At 75.9% G+C, this 23,864-nt stretch carries 20 protein-coding genes and 1 riboswitch; of the genes, 14 read left to right on the top strand and 6 right to left on the bottom strand.

The features are described 5' to 3' along the window. Positions 1 to 19: 19 nt before the first annotated feature. Both gcvH and EBM89_RS00095 read left to right on the top strand, forming a co-directional pair. Complete coding sequence (gene gcvH / locus EBM89_RS00100) at positions 20 to 391, top strand: glycine cleavage system protein GcvH (RefSeq protein WP_122147430.1); 372 nt, start codon at positions 20 to 22, stop codon at positions 389 to 391. 246 nt (positions 392 to 637) lie between these two features. Then, positions 638 to 877 carry a helix-turn-helix domain-containing protein gene (locus EBM89_RS00095; protein WP_122147429.1) on the top strand — a complete coding sequence of 80 codons (240 nt, stop codon included), beginning with the start codon at positions 638 to 640 and terminating at the stop codon, positions 875 to 877. Positions 878 to 1,035: 158 nt separating this feature from the next. Here EBM89_RS00095 and EBM89_RS00090 read toward each other — a convergent pair whose 3' ends face one another. Further along, positions 1,036 to 1,965, bottom strand: coding sequence for a LysR family transcriptional regulator (locus tag EBM89_RS00090; protein WP_122147428.1), 930 nt, complete (start codon positions 1,963 to 1,965; stop codon positions 1,036 to 1,038). A gap of 69 nt (positions 1,966 to 2,034) precedes the next feature. Here EBM89_RS00090 and EBM89_RS00085 point away from each other — a divergent pair, with 69 nt between their 5' ends. The 3 genes from EBM89_RS00085 (at position 2,035) to EBM89_RS00075 (ending at position 4,178) form a co-directional block, all read left to right on the top strand. Then, a complete protein-coding gene (locus EBM89_RS00085; protein ID WP_147463395.1) occupies positions 2,035 to 3,105 on the top strand; it encodes a YeiH family protein in 1,071 nt (356 codons plus the stop codon). 28 nt (positions 3,106 to 3,133) lie between these two features. Beyond that, complete coding sequence (locus EBM89_RS00080) at positions 3,134 to 3,550, top strand: (deoxy)nucleoside triphosphate pyrophosphohydrolase (protein WP_122147426.1); 417 nt, start codon at positions 3,134 to 3,136, stop codon at positions 3,548 to 3,550. A 175-nt stretch (positions 3,551 to 3,725) separates the two neighbouring features. Beyond that, on the top strand, positions 3,726 to 4,178 hold the full coding sequence (locus tag EBM89_RS00075) for an Hsp20/alpha crystallin family protein (RefSeq protein ID WP_122147425.1): 453 nt from the start codon (positions 3,726 to 3,728) through the stop codon (positions 4,176 to 4,178). A gap of 69 nt (positions 4,179 to 4,247) precedes the next feature. Here EBM89_RS00075 and metE read toward each other — a convergent pair whose 3' ends face one another. Then, positions 4,248 to 6,596: a 5-methyltetrahydropteroyltriglutamate--homocysteine S-methyltransferase gene (gene metE, locus EBM89_RS00070; protein ID WP_122147424.1), complete on the bottom strand. Its 2,349-nt coding sequence runs from the start codon at positions 6,594 to 6,596 to the stop codon at positions 4,248 to 4,250. 8 nt (positions 6,597 to 6,604) lie between these two features. Next, a complete protein-coding gene (locus tag EBM89_RS00065; protein ID WP_233571435.1) occupies positions 6,605 to 7,642 on the bottom strand; it encodes a methylenetetrahydrofolate reductase in 1,038 nt (345 codons plus the stop codon). Positions 7,643 to 7,647: 5 nt separating this feature from the next. Continuing rightward, positions 7,648 to 7,744: riboswitch (SAM riboswitch) on the bottom strand. A 139-nt stretch (positions 7,745 to 7,883) separates the two neighbouring features. Between EBM89_RS00065 and EBM89_RS00060 the strand changes: the two genes are divergently transcribed. Further along, positions 7,884 to 8,855 carry an SMP-30/gluconolactonase/LRE family protein gene (locus EBM89_RS00060; protein ID WP_122147422.1) on the top strand — a complete coding sequence of 324 codons (972 nt, stop codon included), beginning with the start codon at positions 7,884 to 7,886 and terminating at the stop codon, positions 8,853 to 8,855. A 52-nt stretch (positions 8,856 to 8,907) separates the two neighbouring features. On the opposite strand, the gene EBM89_RS00055 is transcribed toward EBM89_RS00060, so the two are convergent. After that, the gene (locus tag EBM89_RS00055; RefSeq protein WP_122147421.1) at positions 8,908 to 9,564 is read right to left on the bottom strand and encodes a DNA-3-methyladenine glycosylase I; all 657 of its coding nucleotides are present in this window, start codon (positions 9,562 to 9,564) and stop codon (positions 8,908 to 8,910) included. Positions 9,565 to 9,794: 230 nt separating this feature from the next. Between EBM89_RS00055 and EBM89_RS00050 the strand changes: the two genes are divergently transcribed. From EBM89_RS00050 to EBM89_RS00040, 3 genes are all read left to right on the top strand, one after another. Then, positions 9,795 to 11,177, top strand: a complete 1,383-nt coding sequence (locus EBM89_RS00050) for an MFS transporter (RefSeq protein ID WP_199731915.1) — start codon at positions 9,795 to 9,797, stop codon at positions 11,175 to 11,177. A 152-nt stretch (positions 11,178 to 11,329) separates the two neighbouring features. Then, on the top strand, positions 11,330 to 11,971 hold the full coding sequence (locus tag EBM89_RS00045) for a GNAT family N-acetyltransferase (protein WP_122147419.1): 642 nt from the start codon (positions 11,330 to 11,332) through the stop codon (positions 11,969 to 11,971). Between the two features lie 11 nt (positions 11,972 to 11,982). Further along, positions 11,983 to 12,588: a TetR/AcrR family transcriptional regulator gene (locus tag EBM89_RS00040; protein WP_122147418.1), complete on the top strand. Its 606-nt coding sequence runs from the start codon at positions 11,983 to 11,985 to the stop codon at positions 12,586 to 12,588. Positions 12,589 to 12,706: 118 nt separating this feature from the next. On the opposite strand, the gene EBM89_RS00035 is transcribed toward EBM89_RS00040, so the two are convergent. Beyond that, positions 12,707 to 17,176, bottom strand: coding sequence for a DUF3418 domain-containing protein (locus tag EBM89_RS00035; protein WP_122147417.1), 4,470 nt, complete (start codon positions 17,174 to 17,176; stop codon positions 12,707 to 12,709). 68 nt (positions 17,177 to 17,244) lie between these two features. After that, the gene (locus tag EBM89_RS00030; protein WP_122147494.1) at positions 17,245 to 17,748 is read right to left on the bottom strand and encodes a VOC family protein; all 504 of its coding nucleotides are present in this window, start codon (positions 17,746 to 17,748) and stop codon (positions 17,245 to 17,247) included. On the opposite strand from EBM89_RS00030, the gene EBM89_RS00025 reads away from it, so the two are divergent. The 5 genes from EBM89_RS00025 to EBM89_RS00005 all read left to right on the top strand — a co-directional run. Next, complete coding sequence (locus EBM89_RS00025) at positions 17,716 to 18,621, top strand: AraC family transcriptional regulator (RefSeq protein WP_233571434.1); 906 nt, start codon at positions 17,716 to 17,718, stop codon at positions 18,619 to 18,621. The two genes, EBM89_RS00030 and EBM89_RS00025, sit on opposite strands and share 33 nt — an antisense overlap. A gap of 108 nt (positions 18,622 to 18,729) precedes the next feature. Next, positions 18,730 to 21,015, top strand: coding sequence for an ATP-binding cassette domain-containing protein (locus tag EBM89_RS00020; protein WP_199731914.1), 2,286 nt, complete (start codon positions 18,730 to 18,732; stop codon positions 21,013 to 21,015). Between the two features lie 160 nt (positions 21,016 to 21,175). Further along, the gene (locus EBM89_RS00015) at positions 21,176 to 21,619 is read left to right on the top strand and encodes an STAS domain-containing protein (RefSeq protein WP_233571433.1); all 444 of its coding nucleotides are present in this window, start codon (positions 21,176 to 21,178) and stop codon (positions 21,617 to 21,619) included. Between the two features lie 80 nt (positions 21,620 to 21,699). Beyond that, positions 21,700 to 22,893, top strand: coding sequence for an exonuclease SbcCD subunit D (locus tag EBM89_RS00010; RefSeq protein ID WP_122147415.1), 1,194 nt, complete (start codon positions 21,700 to 21,702; stop codon positions 22,891 to 22,893). Beyond that, on the top strand, positions 22,893 to 23,864 hold a 972-nt coding region (locus EBM89_RS00005), incomplete at its 3' end, for an AAA family ATPase (protein ID WP_147463394.1). The genes EBM89_RS00010 and EBM89_RS00005, both read left to right, overlap by 1 nt.

The raw sequence follows: 23,864 nt of genomic DNA, 5'->3' as shown, positions 1-23,864 counted from the left end.
ACCGGATCGAGAGAGACCCATGAGCGACTTCCCCAGCACCCTGCAGTACACCGCCGAGCACGAGTGGATCGACTCCGCCGAGCCCGCCACCGTCGGCATCACCCAGACCGCCGCGGACGCGCTCGGCGACATCGTCTACCTGGAGCTGCCGACCGTCGGCAGCGAGGTCGCCGCGGGCGCCGTCGTCGGCGAGGTCGAGTCGACGAAGTCCGTCTCCGAGCTGTTCTCCCCGGTGTCGGGCACCGTCGTCGAGGTGAACCAGTCCGCGGTGGACGAGCCGTCCGTCGTGAACTCCGACCCGTACGGCGCGGGGTGGCTGTTCAAGGTGGACGTCACGAGTGCCGGGACCCTGCTGTCCACGGACGAGTACGCCGCCCTGGCCACGGACTGAGACGCACCCTCACGTGACGTTAGTCCGTTCGGGTGGTGTTCCGGGCGGAATCGGACACCGCTTGCCGCGCGGGTGACCAGGTCCTTTGGTCCTAGCACACGGGGTGCGCGAGCGGGTTCGATCTGAGGCGGTTTCACGCGGGTGAGAACCGAACTGCGATGGACGCGGCCACACTTGCCGATCAACCGGTGAAAGGCCCCGAGAACCCGGGGACCGAACCTCGTCTCATGACAACCGGAGGACAGCATGGCCACCCTGGAGCTCGCACCCACCCCCTCCACCAGCATCCTCGGCGAGCCGCTCACCACGCGTGAGCGGGTCGTCCTCGCGGAGCTCGGGGAGGACGTCACGCTGGAGGACATCGCGCGCCGCCTCTTCGTCACCCGCAACACGGTGAAGTCGCAGGTGCGGTCCGTCTACCGCAAGATCGGCGTCTCGACGCGCGCCGAGGCCGTCGCCTGGGCGAAGGCCGCCGGCATCCGCTGACCTCCGCGCCGACCCACCCCCTGCGGGCCGGCGCCACGCCGCGAGGCCGCTCCCGAGCACGGGAGCGGCCTCTCGCGCTCCCACCCCCACCCCTCGCACCCCTCCGGCCCCCGCCGAGCGGTCAGCAGGTGCGGGTCTCCGGGCCGCGAACCCCGCGCCTAGCGACCGCTCGGCGCCCCCGACTCGCGCAGGACGTGCTCGGCCAGCGCGCGGGCGCCCGGCGTCGGGCGGCGGGAGCGGGACCAGACGACGCGCAGCGTGCGCCGCAGGTCGACGTCCGCGACCGGCACCTGCCGCAGGTCGCCCCGGGCGACCTCGTCGGCCACCGTCAGCCGGGACAGCACCGCGGCGGTGGTGCCCGCGCGCACCACGTTCTTCACCGCCGACGTCGAGCCGAGCTGCGCGGGGGAGCCCGCGACGGGGTGGCCCGCCGCGGCGAGGGCCCGGTCCAGCACCGCGCGGGTGCCCGACCCCGCCTCGCGCACGGCCAGCGGGGCGGACGCGAGCTCGGCGGCCGTGAGCGGCCGGCGGCGCCGTGCCCACGGGTGCCCCGGGGCGACGACGACCACGAGCTCGTCCTCGGCGACCGCCCGGGCGTGCAGGCCGTCGGCGACGTCGGGGCCCTCGACGAACCCCAGGTCGGCGCGGCCGTCCAGCACCGCCGCCATGACGTCCCGGGAGTTCGCCACCGTCAGGTCGACCAGCGGGGCGTCGGCCGGGCGGGAGGCGAGCCAGCCGGGCACCAGGTACTCGGCGATGCTCAGGCTCGCCGCGACCCGGACCCGGGCGCCGCTCGCGGTGCGCAGGGCGAGCACCTCGCGCTCGAGCGCGTCGGACGCGGACAGCACCTCGCGCGCCCGGTCGAGCAGCGTCAGCCCGGCGTCGGTGAGCCGCGTCCCGGACGGGGCGCGGACGACCAGGGCCAGTCCGGTCTGCCGCTCGAGGCGGCGCAGCGCCGTGCTCACGGACGGCTGGGCGAGCCCGAGCGCGCGGGCGGCGCCGGACAGCGACCCCGCGGCGTGCACCGCGTCCAGCACCTCGAGCGCCCCCATGGGGACGCGGCGGGACGGCAGGACGGGTTCGGGCATAGCCTCAGGCTAGAACCCCCGAGCGAGGTCGGCGTTCCCGGCGACGCGTTCGCGGCGGATCGTGGGGGAGTGCCTCGCCCTGCCCTGCCCGACCCCGCCACCCCCGCCACCCCCGCCATGCCCGTCGCCCCCGCCGGTGGCGACACCCCGCGCGGCGCCGCCGTGCGGGCGGTGCTGCCCGGCCTCGTCACCGCGCTGGTCGTGGCGGGCGCGTGCCTCGCGCTGACGGCGTGGGTCCCCGTGCTGCCCGGACTGCTGCTCGCCCTGCTGCTCGGGGCAGGCGCCCGCGCCGCCGGGCTGCTGCCCGCCGCACTCGACCCGGGCCTCGCGTGGACGGGCCGCCGGGTGCTGCGCACCGGGGTGGTGCTGCTGGGGCTGCAGCTGGCGGTCGGCGACCTGCTCGACCTCGGGGCCCGCGAGGTCGCGGTGCTGCTGGTGACGGTCGCCGTCACGTTCGCGGTCACGCGGTGGCTGGGCCCCCGGCTCGGGGTCGGTCGCACGCTGAGCCTGCTGGTGGCGACGGGGTTCTCGATCTGCGGGGCGGCGGCGGTCGCCGCGATGAGCCCGGTCGCGGACGCCGACGAGGAGGACGTCGCGACCGCCGTCGCGCTCGTCACCCTGTACGGCAGCCTCGCCATCGTCGCGGTCCCGGTGCTCGCGGGGGCGCTCGGGCTGTCCGACCGCACCGCCGGGCTGTGGGCGGGCATGGCGGTGCACGAGGTCGCGCAGGTCGTCGCGGCAGCGGGAGCGGTCTCCGCCGCGGCCCTGTCGGTCGCCGTGGTCGCGAAGCTCGCCCGGGTGGTGCTGCTCGCGCCGCTGGTCGCCGGGGTCGGCGTGGCCCGGCGCCGCGCGGGCGGACCGTCCACGACCGGACGGCGGCGGGCGCCGCTGGTGCCGCTGTTCGTCGTCGGGTTCCTGGCGGCGGTGCTGGTGCGGTCCGCAGGTCTGGTCCCGGACGTCGTGCTCCCGGCGGTGAAGCCGGTGACCACGCTGCTGCTCGGTGCCGCGATGGTCGCGCTCGGCAGCCAGATCCGCGTGGACCGGCTGATCCGGACCGGCGCCCGGCCGCTCGCCCTGGGCGGGGTCGCGACCGTGGTGGCGCTCGGTGTCAGCCTGGCGGGCCTGCTCCTGATCGGCTGACCGGCGGCGCCGCTGGCAGACTGCGCGCATGACTCCCGTGCTGGTCGTGGCCGCCGCGATCGTCGACGACCTCGACGCGCCCACCACCCTGCTCGCCGCCCGGCGGCGGTCGCCGGTGAGCCTCGCGGGGCGCTGGGAGTTCCCCGGCGGGAAGGTCGAGCCGGGGGAGACCCCCGAGGAGGCCGTGCACCGGGAGCTGCGCGAGGAGCTCGGGGTCGACGTACGGCTGGGCGCGGAGCTCGTCGGGCCGGACGACGGCGCGTGGGTGCTCACCGAGCGCTACACGATGCGGCTGTGGCGCGCCGTCGTGGTGACGGGCACCCCCGAGCCCCTGGTCGAGCACGACGAGCTGCGCACCCTCCCGGTGGGGGACTGGCTGTCGGTGCCGTGGCTCGACGCGGACGTGCGCATCGTCGGGGCCCTGGCGCGGTCCACCGCCCGGTAATGGCCCCTGACCTGCGAGTTCATCTCTGAGCGAAGTCCGCCGGTCCTGCGCTGGCACTCGACGGTGCCGAGTGCTAGAAATCTGCTCGTAGCCCCTTCCGGTGCCGCGCAGGCACCGGGGCAGCAGCGGTCCCGGACCGTCCGGGACCTCGACCGCTCGGAGGAGGTGACGGGCTGTGGCTACCCGATTCGACCCGTTCCAGGAGATGGACCGGCTGATGGGCCAGGTGCTCGGCACGCAGCGTGCCGCGGCGTCCATGCCGATGGACCTGTACCGCTCCGGTGACCACTACGTGCTGCACGTCGACCTGCCGGGTGCGGACCCCGGCTCCATCGACGTCAACGTGGAGGACCGGACGCTCACGATCCGCGCCCAGCGCACGGCGCGTGCGGAGGACGGCGTGCAGTGGCTGGCCAAGGAGCGCCCGACCGGCACGTACGCGCGCCAGCTGACCGTCGGCCGCGGCCTCGACCTCGACGCCGTCAGCGCGTCGTACGCCGACGGCGTCCTGACGCTCACGATCCCCGTCGCCGACGAGGCACGGCCCCGCCGCATCGAGGTCACCACCGGTGGGACCCCGGCGACCATCGAGGCCCGCGGCGACGCCCCGCAGGGTGCGACCGCCTGATCGGGCGGCAGCGGCGGACGACGACGCCCCGGACGGCAACGGTCCGGGGCGTCGTCGCGCGTCAGGCCGTCAGGCCGTCGGGATCGCCAGGGAGTCCCGCACGGTGCGGGTCGCCGCCAGGACGTGCTCCAGGCTCGGCGTGACCTCCTCGTAGCGGCGGGTCTTGAGGCCGCAGTCGGGGTTCACCCAGAGCTGCGTGGGGTCGACCACGCGCACCGCCGAGGCGAGCAGGTCGGTGACCTCGGCCTCGCTCGGCACCCGCGGGGAGTGGATGTCCCACACGCCCGGGCCGATGCCGCGCGGGTAGCCCTCCGCGGCGATGTCCCCGAGGATCTCCATCTTCGACCGGGCGGCCTCGATGGAGGTCACGTCGGCGTCGAGCCCGTCGATGGCCCCGAAGATCTCGCCGAACTCCGAGTAGCAGAGGTGGGTGTGGATCTGCGTGTCCGGGCGGACCCCGGACGTCGACAGCCGGAACGACGCGACCGACCAGTCCAGGTACGCGGCGTGCGCGTCGGCCCGCAGCGGCAGCAGCTCGCGCAGCGCGGGCTCGTCCACCTGCACGATCGCGGTGCCCGCGGCCTCCAGGTCGGCGATCTCGTCCCGCAGCGCCAGGGCGACCTGGTTCGCGGTGTCGGCCAGCGGCTGGTCGTCGCGCACGAACGACCACGCCAGGATCGTCACCGGGCCGGTGAGCATCCCCTTGACCGGCTTCGGGGTGAGCGACTGCGCGTACGTCGTCCACGGGACCGTGATCGGCGCCGGGCGGGACACGTCGCCCCACAGGATCGACGGGCGGGTGCACCGCGAGCCGTAGGACTGCACCCAGCCGTTCTGCGTGACGGAGAAACCGTCCAGGTTCTCGGCGAAGTACTGGACCATGTCGTTGCGCTCGGGCTCGCCGTGCACGAGGACGTCGAGGCCGATCTGCTCCTGCAGCTCGACCACGCGGCGGACCTCGGCCCGCATCTCGTCCTGGTACTGCTCGGCGCTGATCTCGCCCCGGCCGAACGCGGCGCGCGCGACGCGGATCTCCGGCGTCTGCGGGAACGAGCCGATGGTGGTCGTCGGCAGCGCGGGCAGGCCCAGGCGCTCGGCCTGCGCGGCCTGCCGCGTCGCGAACTCGCCACGACGGAACGCCGTGGCGTCCAGCCCGCCCAGGCGCTCGCGCACCTCCGGCCGCACGACCCCGGGGGCCTCGGCGCGGGAGCGGCGGGCGTCAGCGGCGGCCAGCAGCTCGGCGTGCACGGCCTCGCGACCCTCCGTGACGCCGGTGGCCAGGGTGACGACCTCGCGGACCTTCTGGTCCGCGAACGCCAGCCAGGACCGCAGCGTCGGGTCGAGCTGCGGCTCGTCCTCGACGTCGTGCGGGACGTGGAACAGCGACGTCGACGTGCCCACGGCGACCTGGTGGGCCCCGAGTCCCTCCAGCCGCTCCAGGCCGCCGAGCGCGGCGTCCAGGTCGGCGCGCCAGATGTTGTGGCCGTCGACGACGCCGCCGACGACGACCTTGTCCGCCAGACCCGCGACAGAACCGGTCGGCACGGTGCCGCGCACGAGGTCCAGGGCCAGCCCCTCGACGTCCGTCGCCGCGAGCACCGGCAGGGCGTCGCGCAGGTCGCCGTACGGGGCGGCGACGAGGATCGAGGGCCGCTCCGCGGCGGGCAGGTCCGTCGCGAGCACGCGGTACGCCTCCGTGGCGGCGGCCAGCAGCCGGTCGGCGGGCACGCCCGTGGAGTCGGACACCAGCGCGGGCTCCTCGAGCTGCACCCACGTCGCCCCGGCGGCACGCAGGGCGCGCAGCACCTCGGCGTAGACGGGCAGCACGTCCGCGAGGCGGTCGATCGGGGCGAAGCCCTCCGGGGAGCCCTCCGCCGCCTTGGCCAGCGCCAGGAACGTCACGGGACCGACCAGCACCGGGCGGGTCAGGACGCCGTCGGCCAGACCCTCGGCGAACTCCCGGACCGGGCGGTCGCTGGCGAACCGGAACGTCGTGCCCGGGCCGATCTCCGGCACCAGGTAGTGGTAGTTCGAGTCGAACCACTTGGTCATCTCGAGCGGCAGGTCGTCGCCGCGTCCGCGCGCCACCGTGGAGTACCCGGCGAGGTCCAGCGCACCGGAGCCGTCGACCAGGTCGGCGAACCGGTCCGGGACGGCGCCGAGCACGGTCGCCGCGTCGAGCACCTGGTCGTAGAACGAGAACGCGCTGGGGATCGCCGGCAGGTCCGTGGCGAGGCCGAGCTCCGCCAGGCGCGTGCGGGTGCGGCGGCGCAGGTCGGCGGCGGTCGCCTCGACCTCGGCGGCCTCGGCGCGCCCGGCCCAGAACGCCTCGAGGGCCTTCTTCAGCTCGCGGCGCGGCCCGATGCGCGGGTAGCCGAGGACGGTGCCGGACGGGAACGGGTGGGTCTGGTGGGTCATCTCTCGCCTCAGGTGGTGGGGACGGTGAGCAGGTCGGGTGCGGCCGGGGTGACGCGGCTGTGCGCGCGGGGCGCGTCGCCGCCCAGCCCGGCGCCGTCGAGCAGGTCGAGCGCCGGGCCGTGGGTGTTGAACGTGTACAGGTGGACGCCGGGCGCGCCGCCGTCGAGGACGCCGTTGACGAGGTCGACACCCATCCGCGTACCCGCGCGGTGCCGCCGCGCGACGTCCGCGGGCTCGTCGGCGTCGAACGCGTCGAGCACGTCCAGGACGCGCTGCGGCACCGGGACGCCGGTGAGCTGCGCGACGCGGCGCAGCCGGGCCGGGTCGGTCGTCGGGATGATGCCGGGCACCACCGGGATCGTGACGCCCGCGTCGCGGGCGAGCGCGACCAGCTCGCAGTAGTCGGCGACGTCGTAGAACACCTGGGTGATCGCGAAGTCCGCGCCCGCCTGCTGCTTCGCGAGCAGCGCCGCGACGTCCTGCTCCCGGCTGCTGCCCGACCCGGCGTTGCCGCGCGGGAACGCCGCGACCGCGACCGACAGCGGCCGGGTCGCGGCGCGGACGGCCTGCGCGGGGCTGGACGCGCACCGGCGGCGCTCGACGTCGCGCAGCAGGGCGACCAGGGCGCTCGCGGTCGGCAGGCCCTCCGGGTGCGGGGCCCACGAGCCGTCGGCGGGCGGGTCGCCGCGCAGCGCGAGGAACGACCGCACACCCTCGTCCAGGAACTCCTCGACGGTGCGTGCCAGGTCGTCCGCCGACGCCGCGACGCAGGTGAGGTGCGCGATGGGCGTCAGCGACGTCTCGCGCAGCAGCCGCCGGACCAGCTGCCGGGTGGTGGTGCGGGTGCTGCCGGACGCGCCGTAGGTCACCGAGACGAAGTCGGGACGCGCGGCCGCGAGCTCCTGCACCGTCGCCCAGAGCCGGGGCGCGGCGTCGGGGTTGCGCGGCGGGAACAGCTCGAAGGACACGGTCGGGCGGTCCACGGCGCCCAGGCCGTCGGCCACGGCGTGCGCGTCGAGGGGGTGCGGTGTGTCGCGACTGCTCATCGTCAGCTCCATCGGACCTGGCGGAAGCACCCGCACCCTCCGTCAGGAGGGGGGTTGCTGCGACGTCGTCGAGCCAGGTCTCTCGGTCGCTCTGGATGGTGCCGCCACACTAGGTCGGTCCTCCGCGCCCGTCCAGTGCCCCTGACGCGTCACGTTCCCGTGGCGCGGGTCACACCTGCCGGCGTGCGGGGCGACGGGTCCGCCGCGCGGGGTCCGGGGGCGCGTGCCAGGCTCGACGGCGATGACGCCGACCGACCTGTCCACCGTGCCCGTGCCCGCCGTGCGCGACCGCCCCGACGTCCGCGACCTGGTGCGGGGCGCCCGCGCGGACGGCGAGGTCGTCGGCGACCAGCGCGCCGTGCTCGGGGAGCGGGCGTGGTGGGACGAGCGGGAGGGCGCGCTCGTCTGGGTCGACATCGACGGGCGGGCCGTGCACCGCTGGTCCGGCGCGGACCCGGAGCGGGACCGCGTGCTCAGCACCCCGTCACCGGTCAGCCTCGCCTGGCCCGCCGCGTCCGGCGGGTACCTGCTGGCGACCGCCGACGGCCTCGGGCTCCACGACGGGGTGCGCCTCGGACCGCTGACCCGTCCCGACGGCATGCCCGCGGACTACCGGTTCAACGACGGGGCCTGCGACGGCGCCGGGCGGCTGTGGATCTCGACGATGCCGCGCGCCGGCGTGCCCGGTGACGCCGGGGTGGTGCACCGCGTCGTCGCGGGACGGCACGGCCCCGAGATCAGCACGCCGTTCACCGGGGTGCGGCTCGGCAACGGCCTCCAGTGGAGCCCCGACGGCGGCACCCTCTACCTGACCGACACCCCGACCGGCGTGGTCTTCCGGATGACGTACGACGTCCGCACCGGCGGGGCGGGCACGCCGGAGCCGTTCCTCGCGCTCCGCGACGGCGACGCGGCCGCGCAGCCCGACGGGACGACGGTCGACGCCGACGGCGGGCTCTGGGTGGCGCTGTACGGCGGCGGGCACGTGCTGCGGTTCACCGCCGACGGCGCGTTCGTCGAGGCGCTCGCGGTCGGCACGTCCCGCGTCACCTGCGCCGGGTTCGGCGCGCCGGGCTCCGGTCAGGTGCACGTGACGACGGCTGCGGCGGGCGACGCGGACGTGCCCGAGCGGGACCGGGCGCTCGGCGGCGCCGTCGTGCGGTTCGGGGTCGACGTCGACGGGCAGGCGCTGCGCCCGTACGCCGACGCCTGACCCGGCGCCCCGGCGCTGGCGAGAGCGGGTGCTCGGTGCCCGCTCGCCGGCGTCAGCCGTCCGTGCGCGCGAGCACGACGGGGCAGTCCGCGAGGTGGTCGTCGACCATCCCGCACGCCTGCATCGCGGCGTAGGCGGTGGTCGGGCCCACGAACCGGAAGCCGTGCCGCTTGAGCGTCTTCGCGAGGGCCTTCGACGCGTCGGTGCTCGCCGGGACGTCCGCGAACGTGCGTGGCCGGTCGTCCTCGGAGCGCGCGGTCGCGGCGGCCCAGAACAGCGCGTCGAGGCTGCCCCCGGCGGCCTGCAGGTCCAGCAGCGCGCGGGCGTTGGCGATGGTCGCGGTGACCTTGGCGCGGTTCCGGATGATGCCGGGGTCGCCCATCAGCCGCTCGACGTCGTGCTCGTCGTAGCCCGCGACCACGGTCGGGTCGAAGTCCGCGAAGGCCGCACGGAACCCCTCGCGCTTGCGGAGCACGGTGATCCACGCGAGCCCGGACTGGAACGCCTCCAGCGACATGCGCTCGTACAGGGCGCGGTCGCCGTGCACGGGGTGGCCCCACTCCTCGTCGTGGTAGCGCTCGTACAGCGGGTCGCCGTCGCCGAAGCAGCGCCGCCCCGCGGTCCCGGGGACGGCGGCCGTGGCGACGCGGGGGTGTGCGGGACCGGGGTCGGGAGTGGCGCCGCCGGGGGTGGGCTCGCTGCTGGTCATGCCGCCACTCTGCCGCACACCGCCGACACCCGGACCCCGTCGTCCACAGGCCGCGCAGCACGCCGGACTGGGGACCGACATCCGACATGTGGACGAAGTCTGTCTGAAAGGTGAGACGAGGCGTATCGTCACCGACGCGCTGGAGCCGACGTCGAGGCGACCGCGAGCCGGCCGGCGACGTCCCGGTCCCGACGCCACCCACCGCCGTTCGCCGAACCGGAGCTCTCCGCATGCCAGCCACGTCCGTGCCCACCGCCACGCCGGCCCCCAAGCCGCTGAACTCGCCGTCCCGCGTCATCGCGGCGAGCCTCGTGGGCACCACCATCGAGTTCTACGACTTCTACGTCTACGCGACCGCCGCGGTCCTCGTCTTCCCGCACCTGTTCTTCCCGACGGGCAACGACACCACCGCGCTGCTGGCCTCGTTCGCCGTGTTCGGCGCCGCGATGGTCGCCCGCCCGATCGGAGCGATCTTCTACGGCCACCTCGGTGACCGGAAGGGCCGCAAGACGACGCTCGTGTACTCGCTGCTCACCATGGGCATCGCGACGTTCCTCATCGGCACGCTGCCGACGTTCGACCACATCGGCGTCACCGCGACGGTGCTGCTGCTGGTCCTGCGGCTCGCGCAGGGCTTCGCGCTCGGCGGCGAGTGGTCCGGCGCCGCGCTGGTCGCCACCGAGAACGCCCCCGCGGGCAAGCGCGCCTGGTTCGGCACGTTCCCGCAGCTCGGCGCGCCGCTCGGCTTCATCATCGCCAACGGCATCTTCCTCATCATCAACGCCGTCCTCGGCCAGGGCTCGGACGCGTTCATGTCCTGGGGCTGGCGGATCCCGTTCCTGTTCTCGGCCGTCATGGTGATCATCGGCCTGTGGGTGCGCCTCAAGCTCGTGGAGTCCGAGGCGTTCACCGCCGCGGAGAAGAAGGGCACGATCACCAAGATCCCGCTCGGCACGACGCTGCGGTACCACTGGCGCGAGACGCTGCTCGGCACGTTCATCATGCTGGCGACCTACGTGCTGTTCTACCTGATGACGAACTTCACGCTGACCTACGGCACCCGCGCCGTGGCGCCGGAGACCGACGAGCCCGGCGGTCTCGGCATCCCGTACGTGCACTTCGTGCTCATGCAGATCATCGGCGTGGTGTTCTTCGGGATCTTCACGATGCTGTCCGGGCCGCTGGCCGACAAGCTCGGTCGGCGGCGGCTGCTCATCGGCGTCACCTCGGGGATCGTGGTGTTCGGCCTGTCGTTCCCGCTGTTCCTCACCGTGCGGGACGACCTGGTGTTCACCGGGGCGATGACGCAGGCGTTCCTGGTGTTCGGGTTCCTGCTGATGGGCGCGACGTTCGGGCCCATGGGCGCGCTGCTGCCCGAGCTGTTCCCGACCAACGTCCGCTACACCGGGTCCGCGGTCGCGTACAACGTGTCCTCGATCCTCGGGGCGGCGCTCGCGCCGATCGTCGCGCTGGCCCTGTGGGCGGCCGCCGACGGCAGCACCTGGCTGGTCGGGGTCTACCTGTCCGGCGCGGGCGTGCTCACGCTGATCGCGCTGCTGCTGTCGAAGGAGACGAAGGACCAGGACTACTCGCGGGCGTCGCACGCCGACTGACCCGGTCCTGCCCCGTCGAGGCCGTCACCCCCTGGGGGTGGCGGCCTCGCGGCGTTCGCGGGCTAGCGACTTGGTCGTATGACTTGGGCATATGACCTAAACCGGCTACGGTGGGTCCACCCGCAGCCGCCGCAGACCCGAGGAGAGCCGTCATGGTCGTCGTCACCGCCGCAGCCCCCGTCCACGTCGAGGAGGCCGTCCGCGTCCTGGCCGCCACCTTCCGCGGCGACGCCGTCATGGGCGCCGTCGTCGGCGGACCCGTCACGGACCGCGAGCGGCGCCTCGCGCACGTCTTCCGCGTCATCGTCCGCACCGGCCTGCGCCGCGGGGCCGTCGACCTCGCCCGCGCCCCCGGCGACCCGACCGTCCTCGGCGTCGCGGTCTGGGACGCCCCCGGCCGCACCCGCACCAGCATCCTCGACCTGCTCCGCGACCTCGGCTCCTACCGACGGGCGTTCGGCCTGCGGGGTCTGCGCGAGGCCCTGCGGCTGCAGCGCGCCCTGGACGCGGCGCACCCCCGCGAGCCGCACTGGTTCCTCGCCGCCATCGGCGTCCACGAGACCGGACGCGGCCAGGGCGTCGGCTCCGCCCTCATCGCCTCGCGACTGCGCGCCGTCGACGCCGCCCACCCCGCGATGCCCGCCTACCTGGAGGCGTCCACCGACCGCAGCGCCGCCCTCTACGCCCGCCACGGCTTCCAGCCCACGGGTAGGGTCGGCGGGTTCCCGACCACGTCGCCGATCTCGATGTGGCGGGGCGGGGCCCACGACCGGGTCCTCGCGACCCACGCCTGAGGAGGCCACCGGTGGTACGCACGACCCGGGAGCACCGCCCCGCCGCGGAACGACGCGAGCAGCTGCTCGACGCCGCGGTCGAGGTCATGCGCGCCGGTGGCGTCGCCGCCGCGACCACCCGGGCCGTCGCCGAGCGGGCCGGGCTGCCGCAGGGGGCGTTCCACTACTGCTTCCGGTCCAAGGACGAGCTGTTCGCCGCCCTCCTGGAGCGCGAGCTCGACGCCTCGCTGGGGAAGGCGTGGGAGGCCGTCGCCCAGGCCGACGACCTGGAGTCCGGCATCGCCGGGGCGCTGCGCGCCATCCTCGACCGCGTCCGGTCCGACCCCGAGTACCACCTGCTCACCGCCGAGCTCGTCGACGTCGCCGCCCGCACGCCGGACCTTGCGCACGTCGCCGCGCGCGAGCACCAGGGGTACGTGGAGCAGGCCGAGCAGATGGTGCGCGGGTGGGCCGGGAGCGCCGACGCCGCGCTCGCGGAGCCCCGCGTCGTCGCCGAGGCGCTCGTCGCCGCGTCCACCGGGGTCACGTCCGCGTGGCTCGCGACCCGGGACGACGACGCCGCGCACGCCACCGTGGCGCTGCTGGCGCGGGGGGTGGCGCTCGCGGCCGTGCGGTGAGCCGTGGCCCCTGGTGGCAGAGAAAAACCCGGCCCACGAGGGACCGGGTGAGTCATGGGGTGAGCCTACCGCCGCCCAGCACCACCTACGCGTCCTCGGGTTCCGGTTCTCCGACCCCTCAGGCCAGCGCGGCCAGCGCCTTCCGGATCCGCTTCTCGCTCACCGGCACCGGCGTCCCGATCTGCTGCGCGAACAGGCTGACCCGCAGCTCCTCGACCAGCCACCGGGCGTCGTCCAGCGCGGCGAGGTCGGCGGGTACGAGCGTCCGCGAGGTCACGCGCGCCCGGGTCTGCCCGAGCAGCTGCTCGAGGTCGCGGACCTGCCAGGCGAGCTGCTCGTCGCGGGCGGGGTTGTCGGCGGCCTTGTCGAGCCGGTAGGCGGCGGCGCGCAGGTACCGGGCGAGGTGCGGGAGGCGGGTCGCCCCGACCTCGGCGACGAACCCGTCGTGCACGAGGACCTCGGCCTGCTGCTTGACGTCCTGGACGGCGCCGAGCAGGGCGAGGGACCGGGTGCCGCGGACGGCGGCGTCGAGGTCGCGGGCGGCGGCGAGGACGGTGACGAGGTCCCCGACGAGGCGGTGCACGGCGTCCTCCAGCCCGTCGCGCACGGCGGCGCGCGCCGCCGCGTACGTCTCGGCGGTGCGGACCGTCGTCGCGGGGCGGTCGCCCAGGTGCGCGTCGAGCAGCATGTTCACCGCCGTGAGCTGCACGTCCGCGACGAGGGCGTCCGTGCTGGGGTAGGGGCTGGCCGCGAGGGTGAGCGCCTGGGTGCCTGCCCACCGGCTGGTGATCCGCCCGGTGGGCAGGCCGGCGTCGAGGGCGAGGAGGCGCCGCAGCCCGGCGCGGTGCCGGACGGCCTGGTCGCCGGCGTCGGCCAGCACCTCGACGCGGACGGTCGCCGTGAGCCCCCGGCCGTGCTCCACCAGCGCGGGGTAGCCGCGGACGACGAGCCCGCTGGGGTCCTGGGTCTCGACGCGCTCGGGCAGGGTGCCGCCAGGCAGGTCGGCGGGCCAGGTGGTGAGGTCGCCGCCGTCGAACCCGGGCAGGGCGGTGGGGCCGGTAGGGCGGCGGGGTGCGCCGGGTCGGGGCGCCGGCGCGTCGCCGTCGCCGGAACCACCCGTCGGACGGGCGTCGGCCATCGCGTCGCGCACGGCCGAGCGCACCGCCGTGCTGACGGCGTCCTGGGTGCGGGCGGCGAGCCGTCGCTGCAGCACGGTGAGGTCCTTGCCCTCGTCCACGACGCGGCCCCGGTCGTCCACGACGCGGAACGTCATGCGCAGGTGCGACGGCAGCCGGTCGGCGTCGACGGCGTCGGGCGGCACGTCGACGTCGCGCAGCGCGCGCACGGCCGACGCGAACGCCTCCCGGAACGATGGCGCGGCGTCGGCGGCCCGGACGGTGTCGGCCCAGGACGCGGTGTGCGCGTCGAGCCAGCCGACGACGTCGCGGGCGACGTCGGGAGCGGGGACGAGCTGGACGCGCACCGGCTTGGGCAGGGCGCGGATGGTCGCGGTGGCGAGCTCCTCGCGCAGGCCGGGCACCATCCAGTCGAAGCCCTCGGGCCGGACCCGGGCCAGCGCGACGAGCGGGACGTGCACGGTGACGCCGTCCGCGTCGGTGCCGGGCTGGAACTGGTACGTCAGCGGCAGCGACAGGTCGCCCTGCGGCCACGACGACGGGAACGAGGACTCGTCGACACCGCCGTCGTCGGCGACCAGCAGCTCGCGGGTGAACGTCAGCAGGTCGGGCTGCTCGCGGCGCGCGCCCTTCCACCACTGGTCGAAGTGCCGCGCGGACACGACGTCGTCGGGGATGCGCTCGTCGTAGAACGCGAACAGCGCGTCGTCGTCCACGACCAGGCCGCGGCGCCGGGAGCGGGCCTCCAGGTCCTCGGCCTCGTCCAGCAGCCGCCGGTTCTCGGCGAAGAACGCGTGGTGGGTCGTCCAGTCGCCCTCGACGAGGGCGTGCCGGATGAACAGCTCGCGGGCGTGCTCGGCGTCGACCTTGGCGAACAGCACCCGGCGGCCGGTGACGATGGGGACGCCGTAGAGCATGACCCGCTCGACGGCCATCGCCGCGCCCTGCTTCGAGGACCAGGACGGCTCCGAGTAGGAGCGCTTCACGAGGTGCGCGGCGAGGTCCTCGGCCCACTCCGGCTGGATGCGCGCGGCGTCGCGCGCCCACAGCCGGGACGTCTCCACGAGCTCGCCGGCCATGACCCAGGCCGGGGGCTTCTTCGCGAGCCCGGAGCCCGGGAAGATCGCGAACTTCGCGCCGCGCGCGCCCAGGTACTCGTTGCGCCCGCGCCGGTCGGGGGTGCGGCCGCCGCCGCCCTTGCCCCGCGCCGGGGCGCCGCCGGACAGGTCGGTGGCCTCCTGCATGCCGATCTGGGACAGCAGCCCGGCGAGCAGGGAAACGTGGATCCGGTCGGCGTCCCACTCCAGCCGCAGGGCGCCGCGGCCCTCGGTCGCGGGGTCGCGCTCGGCGGCGGCGAGGTCCCGGTCGGTGCTGCGCGGCGGGTTCACGGTGATGCCGAGCGGCTTCGCCATCTCCTTGAGCTGGGTGACGACGTCCTGCCACTCGCGCAGCCGCAGGTAGTTGAGGTACTCGCCCTTGACCGTGCGGCGGAACGCCGAGCCGGACAGGTCGCGCTGCGCGTCCCGCACGTACTGCCACAGGTTGAGGTACGCGAGGAAGTCCGACGTCGGGTCCGCGAACCGCGCGTGCAGCTGGTCGGCCTGCGCCCGCTGCTCGACGGGGCGCTCGCGCGGGTCCTGGATGGACAGCGCCGCGGCGACGACCATGACCTCGCGGGCGACGCCGCGCCGCCCGCCCTCCACGATCATCCGCGCCAGGCGCGGGTCCATGGGCAGCTGCGCGAGCGCGCGCCCCGTCTCGGTGAGCCGGGTGCCGCGCGGGCCGGTCTCCAGCGCGCCGAGCTCGGTGAGCAGCTGCACGCCGTCCCGCACCGCGCGGGTGTCCGGCGGGTCCACGAACGGGAACGACGCGACGTCGTCCGGCCCGGTCGCGACGCCCACGGAGATCATCTGCAGGATCACCGACGCCAGCGAGGTGCGCAGGATCTCCGGCTCGGTGAACCGCGGCCGGGACTCGAAGTCGTCCTCGGAGTACAGCCGGATCGCGATGCCGTCGGCGACGCGCCCGCACCGCCCGGACCGCTGGTTCGCGGACGCCTGCGAGATCGGCTCGATCGGCAGCCGCTGCACCTTCGTGGCCTTGGAGTACCGCGAGATGCGCGCGGTGCCGGGGTCCACGACGTACCGGATGCCCGGCACCGTCAGCGACGTCTCCGCCACGTTGGTCGCCAGGACCACCCGGCGGGTGCTGTGCTGCTGGAACACCCGGTGCTGCTCCGCCGCGGACAGCCGCCCGTACAGCGGCAGCAGCTCGACGGCGTCCGGGCGGCGCTGGTCCTGCACCCGCACGCCCAGGTGCCCGCGCAGGGCCTCCTCCGCGTCGCGGATCTCCCGCTCGCCGGACAGGAACACCAGCACGTCGCCGGGTCCCTCGGCGGCGAGCTCGTCGACGGCCTCGCAGATCGCGGTCATGAGGTCGCGGTCCTCGGGCGGCGCGGCCTGGGGGGCGGCCTTGGCGGCCTTCGCACGTCGCGCGCGCGGGTCCGGCCCGGGCGCGGCGGGGGGTGCGTCGGTGTCGTCCGTGCCCGGCCCGGGACGGTCCGGGGACAGCGGGCGGTACCGGACCTCGACGGGGTAGGTGCGCCCGGTGACCTCGACGACGGGGGCGGGCACGCCGTCCGGGTGCTCGGCGTCGGCCGCGTCGGCCGGGCTCGCGAAGTGCGCCGCGAACCGCGCCGAGTCGATGGTCGCCGACGTGATGACGACCTTGAGGTCCGGGCGCCGGGGCAGCAGCTGCGCCAGGTACCCGAGGATGAAGTCGATGTTCAGCGACCGCTCGTGCGCCTCGTCGATGATGAGCGTGTCGTACGCCCGCAGCTCCGGGTCGCGCTGGATCTGCGCGAGCAGGATGCCGTCCGTCATGACCTTGACGAGCGTCCGGTCCGACGACTCGTCGGTGAACCGCACCTGGTAGCCGACGAGCGCGCCGATCGTGGTGCCGAGCTCCTCCGCGATGCGCTCCGCGACGGTGCGCGCCGCGATCCGCCGGGGCTGCGTGTGACCGATCTGCCCGTCGCGGCCCCGCCCGAGCTCCAGGGCGATCTTCGGCAGCTGGGTCGTCTTCCCCGAGCCCGTCTCGCCCGCGACGATGACGACCTGGTGGTCCCGGATCGCGTCGGCGATCTCAGCCCGGCGCGCCGAGACCGGCAGCTGCTCGGGGTACACGACCGGCGGGAGGACGACGGCCCTGCGGGCGTCGGCGAGCACGGCCAGGCGCCGGGCGCGGCCGGCGGTGGAGTCGCGGTGCCCGCGACCCCCGGCGCTTCGCGCGCCGCCCTCCTGGGGCTCGCGCGGCTCCTGAGCCTCCCGGGTGCCCGCCGGACGCCGACCACGGCCGCCGCGCCGACGACGCGGACGTCCGGTGCGGTCGCCCCCGGTCGCGTCGTCACCACGGGGGGCGGGCGCGGGGGAGGTGGGGTCGGCGGCAGTCACGGCGGTCCATTGTCACCGCACCGGCGCCCCGGACGCGATCTCGATTCGCGCAGGGCGGACGCGACGCCTCAGGCCTGATGCTGCGCCCACTCCGCGACGCGGCGCGCGCTCTCCTCCTCGGACAGGTCCTCGACCCGGGACATCACCGACCAGCGCACCCCGAACGGGTCGCGCACCGAGGCGAACCGGTCCCCGGACACGAAGGTCGTCGCGGGTTCCCGCACGACGGCCCCGGCGGTGACGGCCCGCGCGACGACGGCGTCCACGTCGGCGCAGTACAGGCCGAGCGAGTAGCAGACGGCGTCGGGGTCGTCGCCGACCGGCGGCGCGACCAGGTGGTACGTCGGGTTCGGCTCCCCGACCTGCAGGTGCCCGTGCCCGAGGTCGAGGTCCGCGTGCACCACGACCCCGCCCATCCGCGTCACGTCGACCACCCGGGCCCCGAACACGTCCCGGTAGAACTCGACGGCCTCCGCCGCGCCGGGCACGGCGAGGAAGGGTGTCAGACTCGTCGCGCCGTGCGGCACGCCGTCGGTGGTGTGGGCGCCGGTGACGCCGAGGGTCTCGTCCATGGCACGACCGTAGGGACGGGCGCCGGGCGGTGGCTTGGAGATTCGCGACGACGGAGGAGGCCCGCCCTGGACGCCCCCGACGGTCGCGGCATCCTGTTCCCCGAGCGGCTGCCGACGTTCACCCGCGTCCCGGCGCCGGAGTCGCTGCACGGTCTGGTCCGGTGGTGCTGGCTGCCGCGCTGGGACCTGCCCGCGGGCGTGGTGTCCCGGCAGGAGGTGCTGCCGTTCCCGGCGTCGAACCTCGTGGTCGAGCCGGGCGGCGTGCGGCTGCACGGGCCGTCGACCCGGGCGTCGCACCGCGACCTCACCGGGTCGGGCTGGGCGGTCGGCCTGCTGCTGCGCCCGGCCGCGTGGACGTCGCTGCCGGGCGGCCCGGCCGCGGTGCGGGACACGTCCGTGCCGCTGGACGAGCCCGACCTGCTCGCGACGGTGACCGCCGCGATGGCCGCCGGTGCCGACGACGAGGCCGTGGCGGTCGCGACCGGGTGGGCGAACGAGCGCCTCGCCCCGCCGGACGAGGGCGGGCTGCTCGCCGACGCGTTCGAGGACCTCGTCGCGGGCGACCGGGACGTCGTGCGGGTCGACCAGGCCGCCGAGCGGCTGGGGCTCACCGTGCGGGCGGTGCAGCGCCTCGCGCGGCGGTACATCGGCGTCGCCCCGCTCGCGGTCATCCGGCGCTACCGGTTGCAGGAGGCCGCGCAGCGGCTGCGCGAGGACCCGTCGGTGACCATCGCGGCGGTCGCCGCCGGGCTCGGCTACGCCGACCAGGCGCACCTGAGCGCGGACTTCCGCCAGGTCCTCGGGCTCGCCCCGCGCGACTACCGCCGGGCCGCGGGCGCGGCGACGTCGAGGGGCGCGTCGAAAACCCCGTGACGGCGCCGCGGGGTCCTGGATACCGTCGTCGCCATGTGGATCTGAACCGCCCCGAGTCCTGTCCCTGACTCCGCCGGCCCCGCGCCGGCGTCCCTGGTGGTGATCTGCGTGCCGGTACCCGACGTCGTCCGTACCCCCTCCTCCGTCGACGGCCCCCGCGGCCCTGTGCTGCGCGCCGTCGGCGTCTCCCGCCTGTTCGGCGAGCACCGGGTGCTCACCGACCTCAGCCTCGCCGTCGACCCGGGCCACCGCCTCGGCGTCGTCGGGGAGAACGGCGCGGGCAAGTCGACCCTCCTGCGGCTGCTCGCGGGCGCCGACCGACCCGACTCCGGCAGCGTGCAGCGACCCGCCGACCTGGCGTACCTGCACCAGGAGCCGCCGTTCGGTCCCGACGCCACCCTCGCGGAGGTGGTGGAGGAGGCCCTGGCCGCGGTGCGCGCCATCGGGGCCTCGCTCGAGGAGGCGGCGACGGCGCTCGCCGACCCCGGGGAGGACGCCGCCGCCCGGTACGACCGGGCGCTCGCCGAGGCCCAGGCCGCGGAGGTGTGGGACGCCGACGCCCGGGCGCAGCGGGTCCTCGCCGGGCTCGGCCTCGCCGACGTCGCCCCCGACCGCCCGACCGGGCGGATGTCCGGCGGGCAGCGCAGCCGCCTGGCGCTCGCGGCCGTCCTGGTGCGCCGCCCCGGCGCGGTCCTGCTGGACGAGCCGACCAACCACCTCGACGACGACGCCGCCGAGTTCCTCGCCGCCGCGCTCGTGGACCTGCCCGGGGCCGTGGTCCTCGCCAGCCACGACCGGGTGTTCCTCGACGAGGTGTGCACCGAGGTCCTCGACCTCGACCCCGGGCTCGACGGCCCGCGCGTCACCGGCGGGCGCTACCGCGACTACCGCGAGGCCAAGCGCGTGGCCCGCGAGCAGTGGGAGCAGCGCTGGCTCGCCGAGCGCGAGGAGATGGCCGGGCTGCGGGCGGCGCTCGCGGCCGACGGCGCCGCGCGGACGGTCGCCCCCGGCCGGGCGATGACCGACCGGAACAAGATGGCCTACGGGATGCACGGCAACCGGGTCGGGCAGCAGCTCTCCCGACGGGTGCGCAACGCCCGGCGGCGCCTGGACGACCTGGAGCGGGAGCAGGTGCCGCGCCCGCCCCGGCCGCTGCGGTTCACCGCCGCGCTCACCTCCGACGGTGGTGCCGCGCCGCGCGACGAGGCCGCCGGGACGCCGGGGTCGACCCGGTCCGCCGGGCAGCACGCCACCGGGGGCACGGCGGTCACGGTGCGGGACGCCGTCGTGCCGGGTCGGCTCCGGGTCGACGCCCTCGACCTGCACCGGGACGCCGCCCTGCTGGTCACCGGGCCGAACGGCTCCGGCAAGTCGACGCTGCTGCACCTGCTCGCCGGGGACCTCGCGCCCGCCTCCGGGTCCGTCGGCCGGGCCCGCGGGGTGTCGGTGGCACTGCTGGAGCAGGACGTCGGCCTCGCGGACGACGCCCGCACGCCGCGCGGCGTCTACGACCTCGTGACCGCTGGTTCCCCGCGACCCGTGCCGCTCGCGGAGCTCGGCCTCGTCGCCCCGCGCGACCTGGACCGGCCGCTGCGCGAGCTGTCGGTCGGGCAGCGACGGCGGGTGGTCCTCGCCCTGCTGGTGGTGCAGAAGCCCGACGTGCTGCTGCTCGACGAGCCGACCAACCACCTGTCGCTGACGCTCGCCGACGAGCTCGCCGAGGCGCTGCGGACGGCGCCCGGCGCCGTCGTGGTGGCGTCGCACGACCGGTGGCTGCGCCGGACGTGGCACGGCGCCGAGGTGGCGGTGGTGGACGGGCGGCTCGTGGGGGCGGCCCGACGGTCCACCGGTGGCGTGTCGGTGGTGCGGCCTACTGTGGGTGGCATGAGCAGCACCGACGTGCCCCCGGCGGGCGAGGGCGAGCAGCGCGCCGCCCGCGCCCTCGCGGAGTCCGGCATCCCGCACACGCTGACCCGGCACGGCCGGGTCGGCTCGCTGGCCGAGGCGGCCGCGGCGCGGGGCGTCGACCCGTCGGGCATCGTCAAGACGCTCGTGGTGCGCCGGGGGGACGACGACTACCTGTTCGTCCTGGTGCCGGGTGACCGCACGATCTCCTGGCCCAAGCTGCGGTCGCTGCTCGGCGTGAGCCGGATGTCCATGCCGGACGCCGCGACCGCCAAGGACGTCACCGGGTACAAGCGCGGGACGATCACGCCGTTCGGCTCGCTGCGGGCGTGGCCCGTGGTCGCGGACGAGAGGGTGCCGGGCCGACCGGCCTCGATCGGCGGGGGCGGCCACGGCGTCGGCGCCACGGTCGACGGGGACGACCTGGCGCGCGTGCTCGACGCGACCGTCGCGGACGTCACGGACCCCCTGCCGGAGGGCGAGGGCTGACCCCGATCCCGACCGACCGGTCAAGTTCTGGTCAAGAGGAGTTCAGCGCCGGGGGAACGTTCCGGCGCGGCATGACGTTGGACCGGACGTGAGCCACCGGAGGAACGCCCACCAGGGCGGCACCGACCGTCCCGGCGTGCGCGCGTGCGCGCGACGGTCCATGATCCCCACGGTCCAGCAGCGGCCGACCGGCACCACCACCAGCACCCCGCACGCGGCGCAGGCCGCGCGCGGACGAGAGGACGAGGACCCGATGGACCCGACCGACAGCACCCCGGCGCCCCTGGGGGGCATCGAGGTCACCACCGCGCACGGGCGCACGGTGGTCCGGCTGCGGGGCGAGGTCGACGGTGCGCTGCGGGCGGAGGCCAGCGCCTCCATGGCGCAGGCGCTCGCCAGCACCGCGCCGATCCTCGTGGACGCGACCGACCTCACCTTCATCGACTCCTCCGGCCTGGCCTTCGTGCTCCAGCTGCACCTGGCCGCGGGGGAGACCGGGCAGCAGATGACCCTGCACGACCCGGGCCGCGAGCTGATCGACAAGCTCGACCTGATCGGGATGGCGGACGTGATCCCGCTCGAGCCCGAGCGCGCCATCGCCTGACCACCGCACCTGCGATCCGTCGTCCCCAGGCGGGGGCGTCGCGGTCGGAGGGTGTCGGGGGTGGCGGCTACGGTCGGGGCATGCGGCTGCTGCACACCTCCGACTGGCACCTGGGCCGCACCCTGCACGGGGTCGACCTGACGGGCCACCAGCAGGTGTTCCTGGACCACCTGGTCGAGGTCGTGCGCACCGAGGACGTCGACGCGGTGCTCGTCGCGGGCGACGTCTACGACCGGGCGATCCCGCCCGTGGAGGCGGTCGCGCAGCTCTCGGACACCCTGCGGCGCCTCGCCGAGCACGCCGTGGTCGTGCTCACGCCCGGCAACCACGACTCGGCGATCCGGCTCGGCTTCGGCGCCTCGGTCATGCAGGACCGGGTGCGGGTGCTCGCCCGCGTCGAGGACCTGGACCGGCCCGTCGTCCTGCCCGCCGCCGACGGGGGAGCGGACGTGCTGGTCTACGGGCTGCCGTACCTCGACCCCGACGCCGCGCGCCGCGCCCTCGGCACGGAGGGCGCGCCGCTCGCCCGCTCGCACGCCGCCGTGCTCGGCGCGGCCATGGACCGGGTCCGCGCCGACCTCGCCGCCCGGACGGCCGCGGCGAGCGCCGCCGGGCGTCCCGCTCCGCGCTCCGCCGTCCTGGCTCACGCCTTCGTCGTCGGCGGCGCCGCCAGCGAGTCCGAGCGGGACATCCGGGTCGGCGGGGTCGACCACGCCCGGGCCGCCGTGTTCGACGGCGTCGACTACGTCGCCCTCGGGCACCTGCACGGGCCGCAGCGCGTCGGGGACGCCGACGGCCCCACCGTCCTGCGCTACTCGGGGTCGCCGCTCGCGTACTCGTTCTCCGAGGCCCGGCACACCAAGTCCACCGCCCTGGTCGACCTCGGCTCCGACGGCCCGGCCACCGTGCGGCTGCTGCCCACGCCCGTGCCACGCCGGCTCACCGACCTCACCGGACCGCTGGAGGACCTGCTCGGACCCGCGGGCGAGCCGCACGTCGAGGACTGGGTGCGCGTCACCGTCACCGACGCGCACCGCCCGACCGACCTGTACCGGCGGGTGCGGGGCCGGTTCCCCCACGCCCTCGTCGTGCAGCACCAGCCGCCGGTCCGCGAGGGTGGACCGCGCGCCGCCGAGGTCACCGCCGCCCGGGACCCGCTGGAGGTCGCGGCCGAGTTCGTCGCGCACGTCAGCGGCACCCGTCCGACCGACGCCGAGGCCGCCGTGCTGCGGCGCGCCTACGAGCACGTCGTCGCCGCGGAGCGGAGCGCCTGATGCGGCTGCACTCCCTCACGCTCCAGGCCGTCGGCCCGTTCGCCGGACGGCACACCGTCGACTTCGCGGCGCTGTCCGCCGGTGGGCTGTTCCTGCTGGAGGGGCCGACCGGCGCGGGCAAGTCCACCGTCATCGACGCCGTCGTGTTCGCGCTCTACGGCAAGGTCGCGTCCGCGTCGGCCAGCGAGGACCGGCTGCGCTCGGCGTTCGCGCCGGACGACACCGAGACGGTCGTGGAGCTCGTCTTCGAGACCGGGTCCGGCGTCTACCGGGTGCGGCGCACCCCTGCGTACGAGCGCGCCAAGAAGCGCGGGACCGGCCGGGCGCGGCAGCAGGCCACCGTGCAGCTCTGGCGGCTCACGTCCGCGCCCGAGGCGGTCTCCGACGCCGGACCGGACGACGCCCTGCTCACGCCCGACGGTCGGATCGCCGAGGCCGCCGTCCCGGGCGGCGAGCTGCTGTCCACCCGCCTGGACGAGGCGGGCGCCGAGCTCACGCGCGTCGTCGGGCTGGACCGCGCCCAGTTCGTGCAGACCATGGTGCTGCCGCAGGGCGAGTTCGCGGCGTTCCTGCGCGCCGACCCCGAGCAGCGGCGCGGGCTGCTGCAGCGGATCTTCGGCACCGAGGTCTACGAGCGCGTGCAGCAGCGCCTGGACGAGCTCCGACGCGAGGCGCAGCGCGCCGTCACCGACTCCCGCGCCGTGCTCCAGCAGACCGCCGCGCGGTTCGCGGGGGCGTCGGGCGCCGACGACGAGACCGCCGCCGCGCTGCGGGAGGTCTCCGCCGACGACCCGGCGGCCATCACCACCGTGGTCGAGGACCGCCTCGCCGCGCTGCGCGCCCGCACCGAGGAGGCCAGGGCCGTCGCGACCCGGGCGGTCGAGCACGCGCAGGCCGCGGCCGCCGCGGCGGAGGCGGCCGAGGCCCGGCAGCGCCTCGTGCAGCGGCGCGCGGCCCTGCTCGCGGAGCAG

Origin of the sequence: Cellulomonas triticagri (assembly GCF_003696205.1) — a bacterium.
Lineage (GTDB): Bacteria > Actinomycetota > Actinomycetes > Actinomycetales > Cellulomonadaceae > Cellulomonas > Cellulomonas triticagri.
Note: the sequence above shows the minus strand (reverse complement) of the source record. Positions and strands in the feature narration are given on the sequence as shown.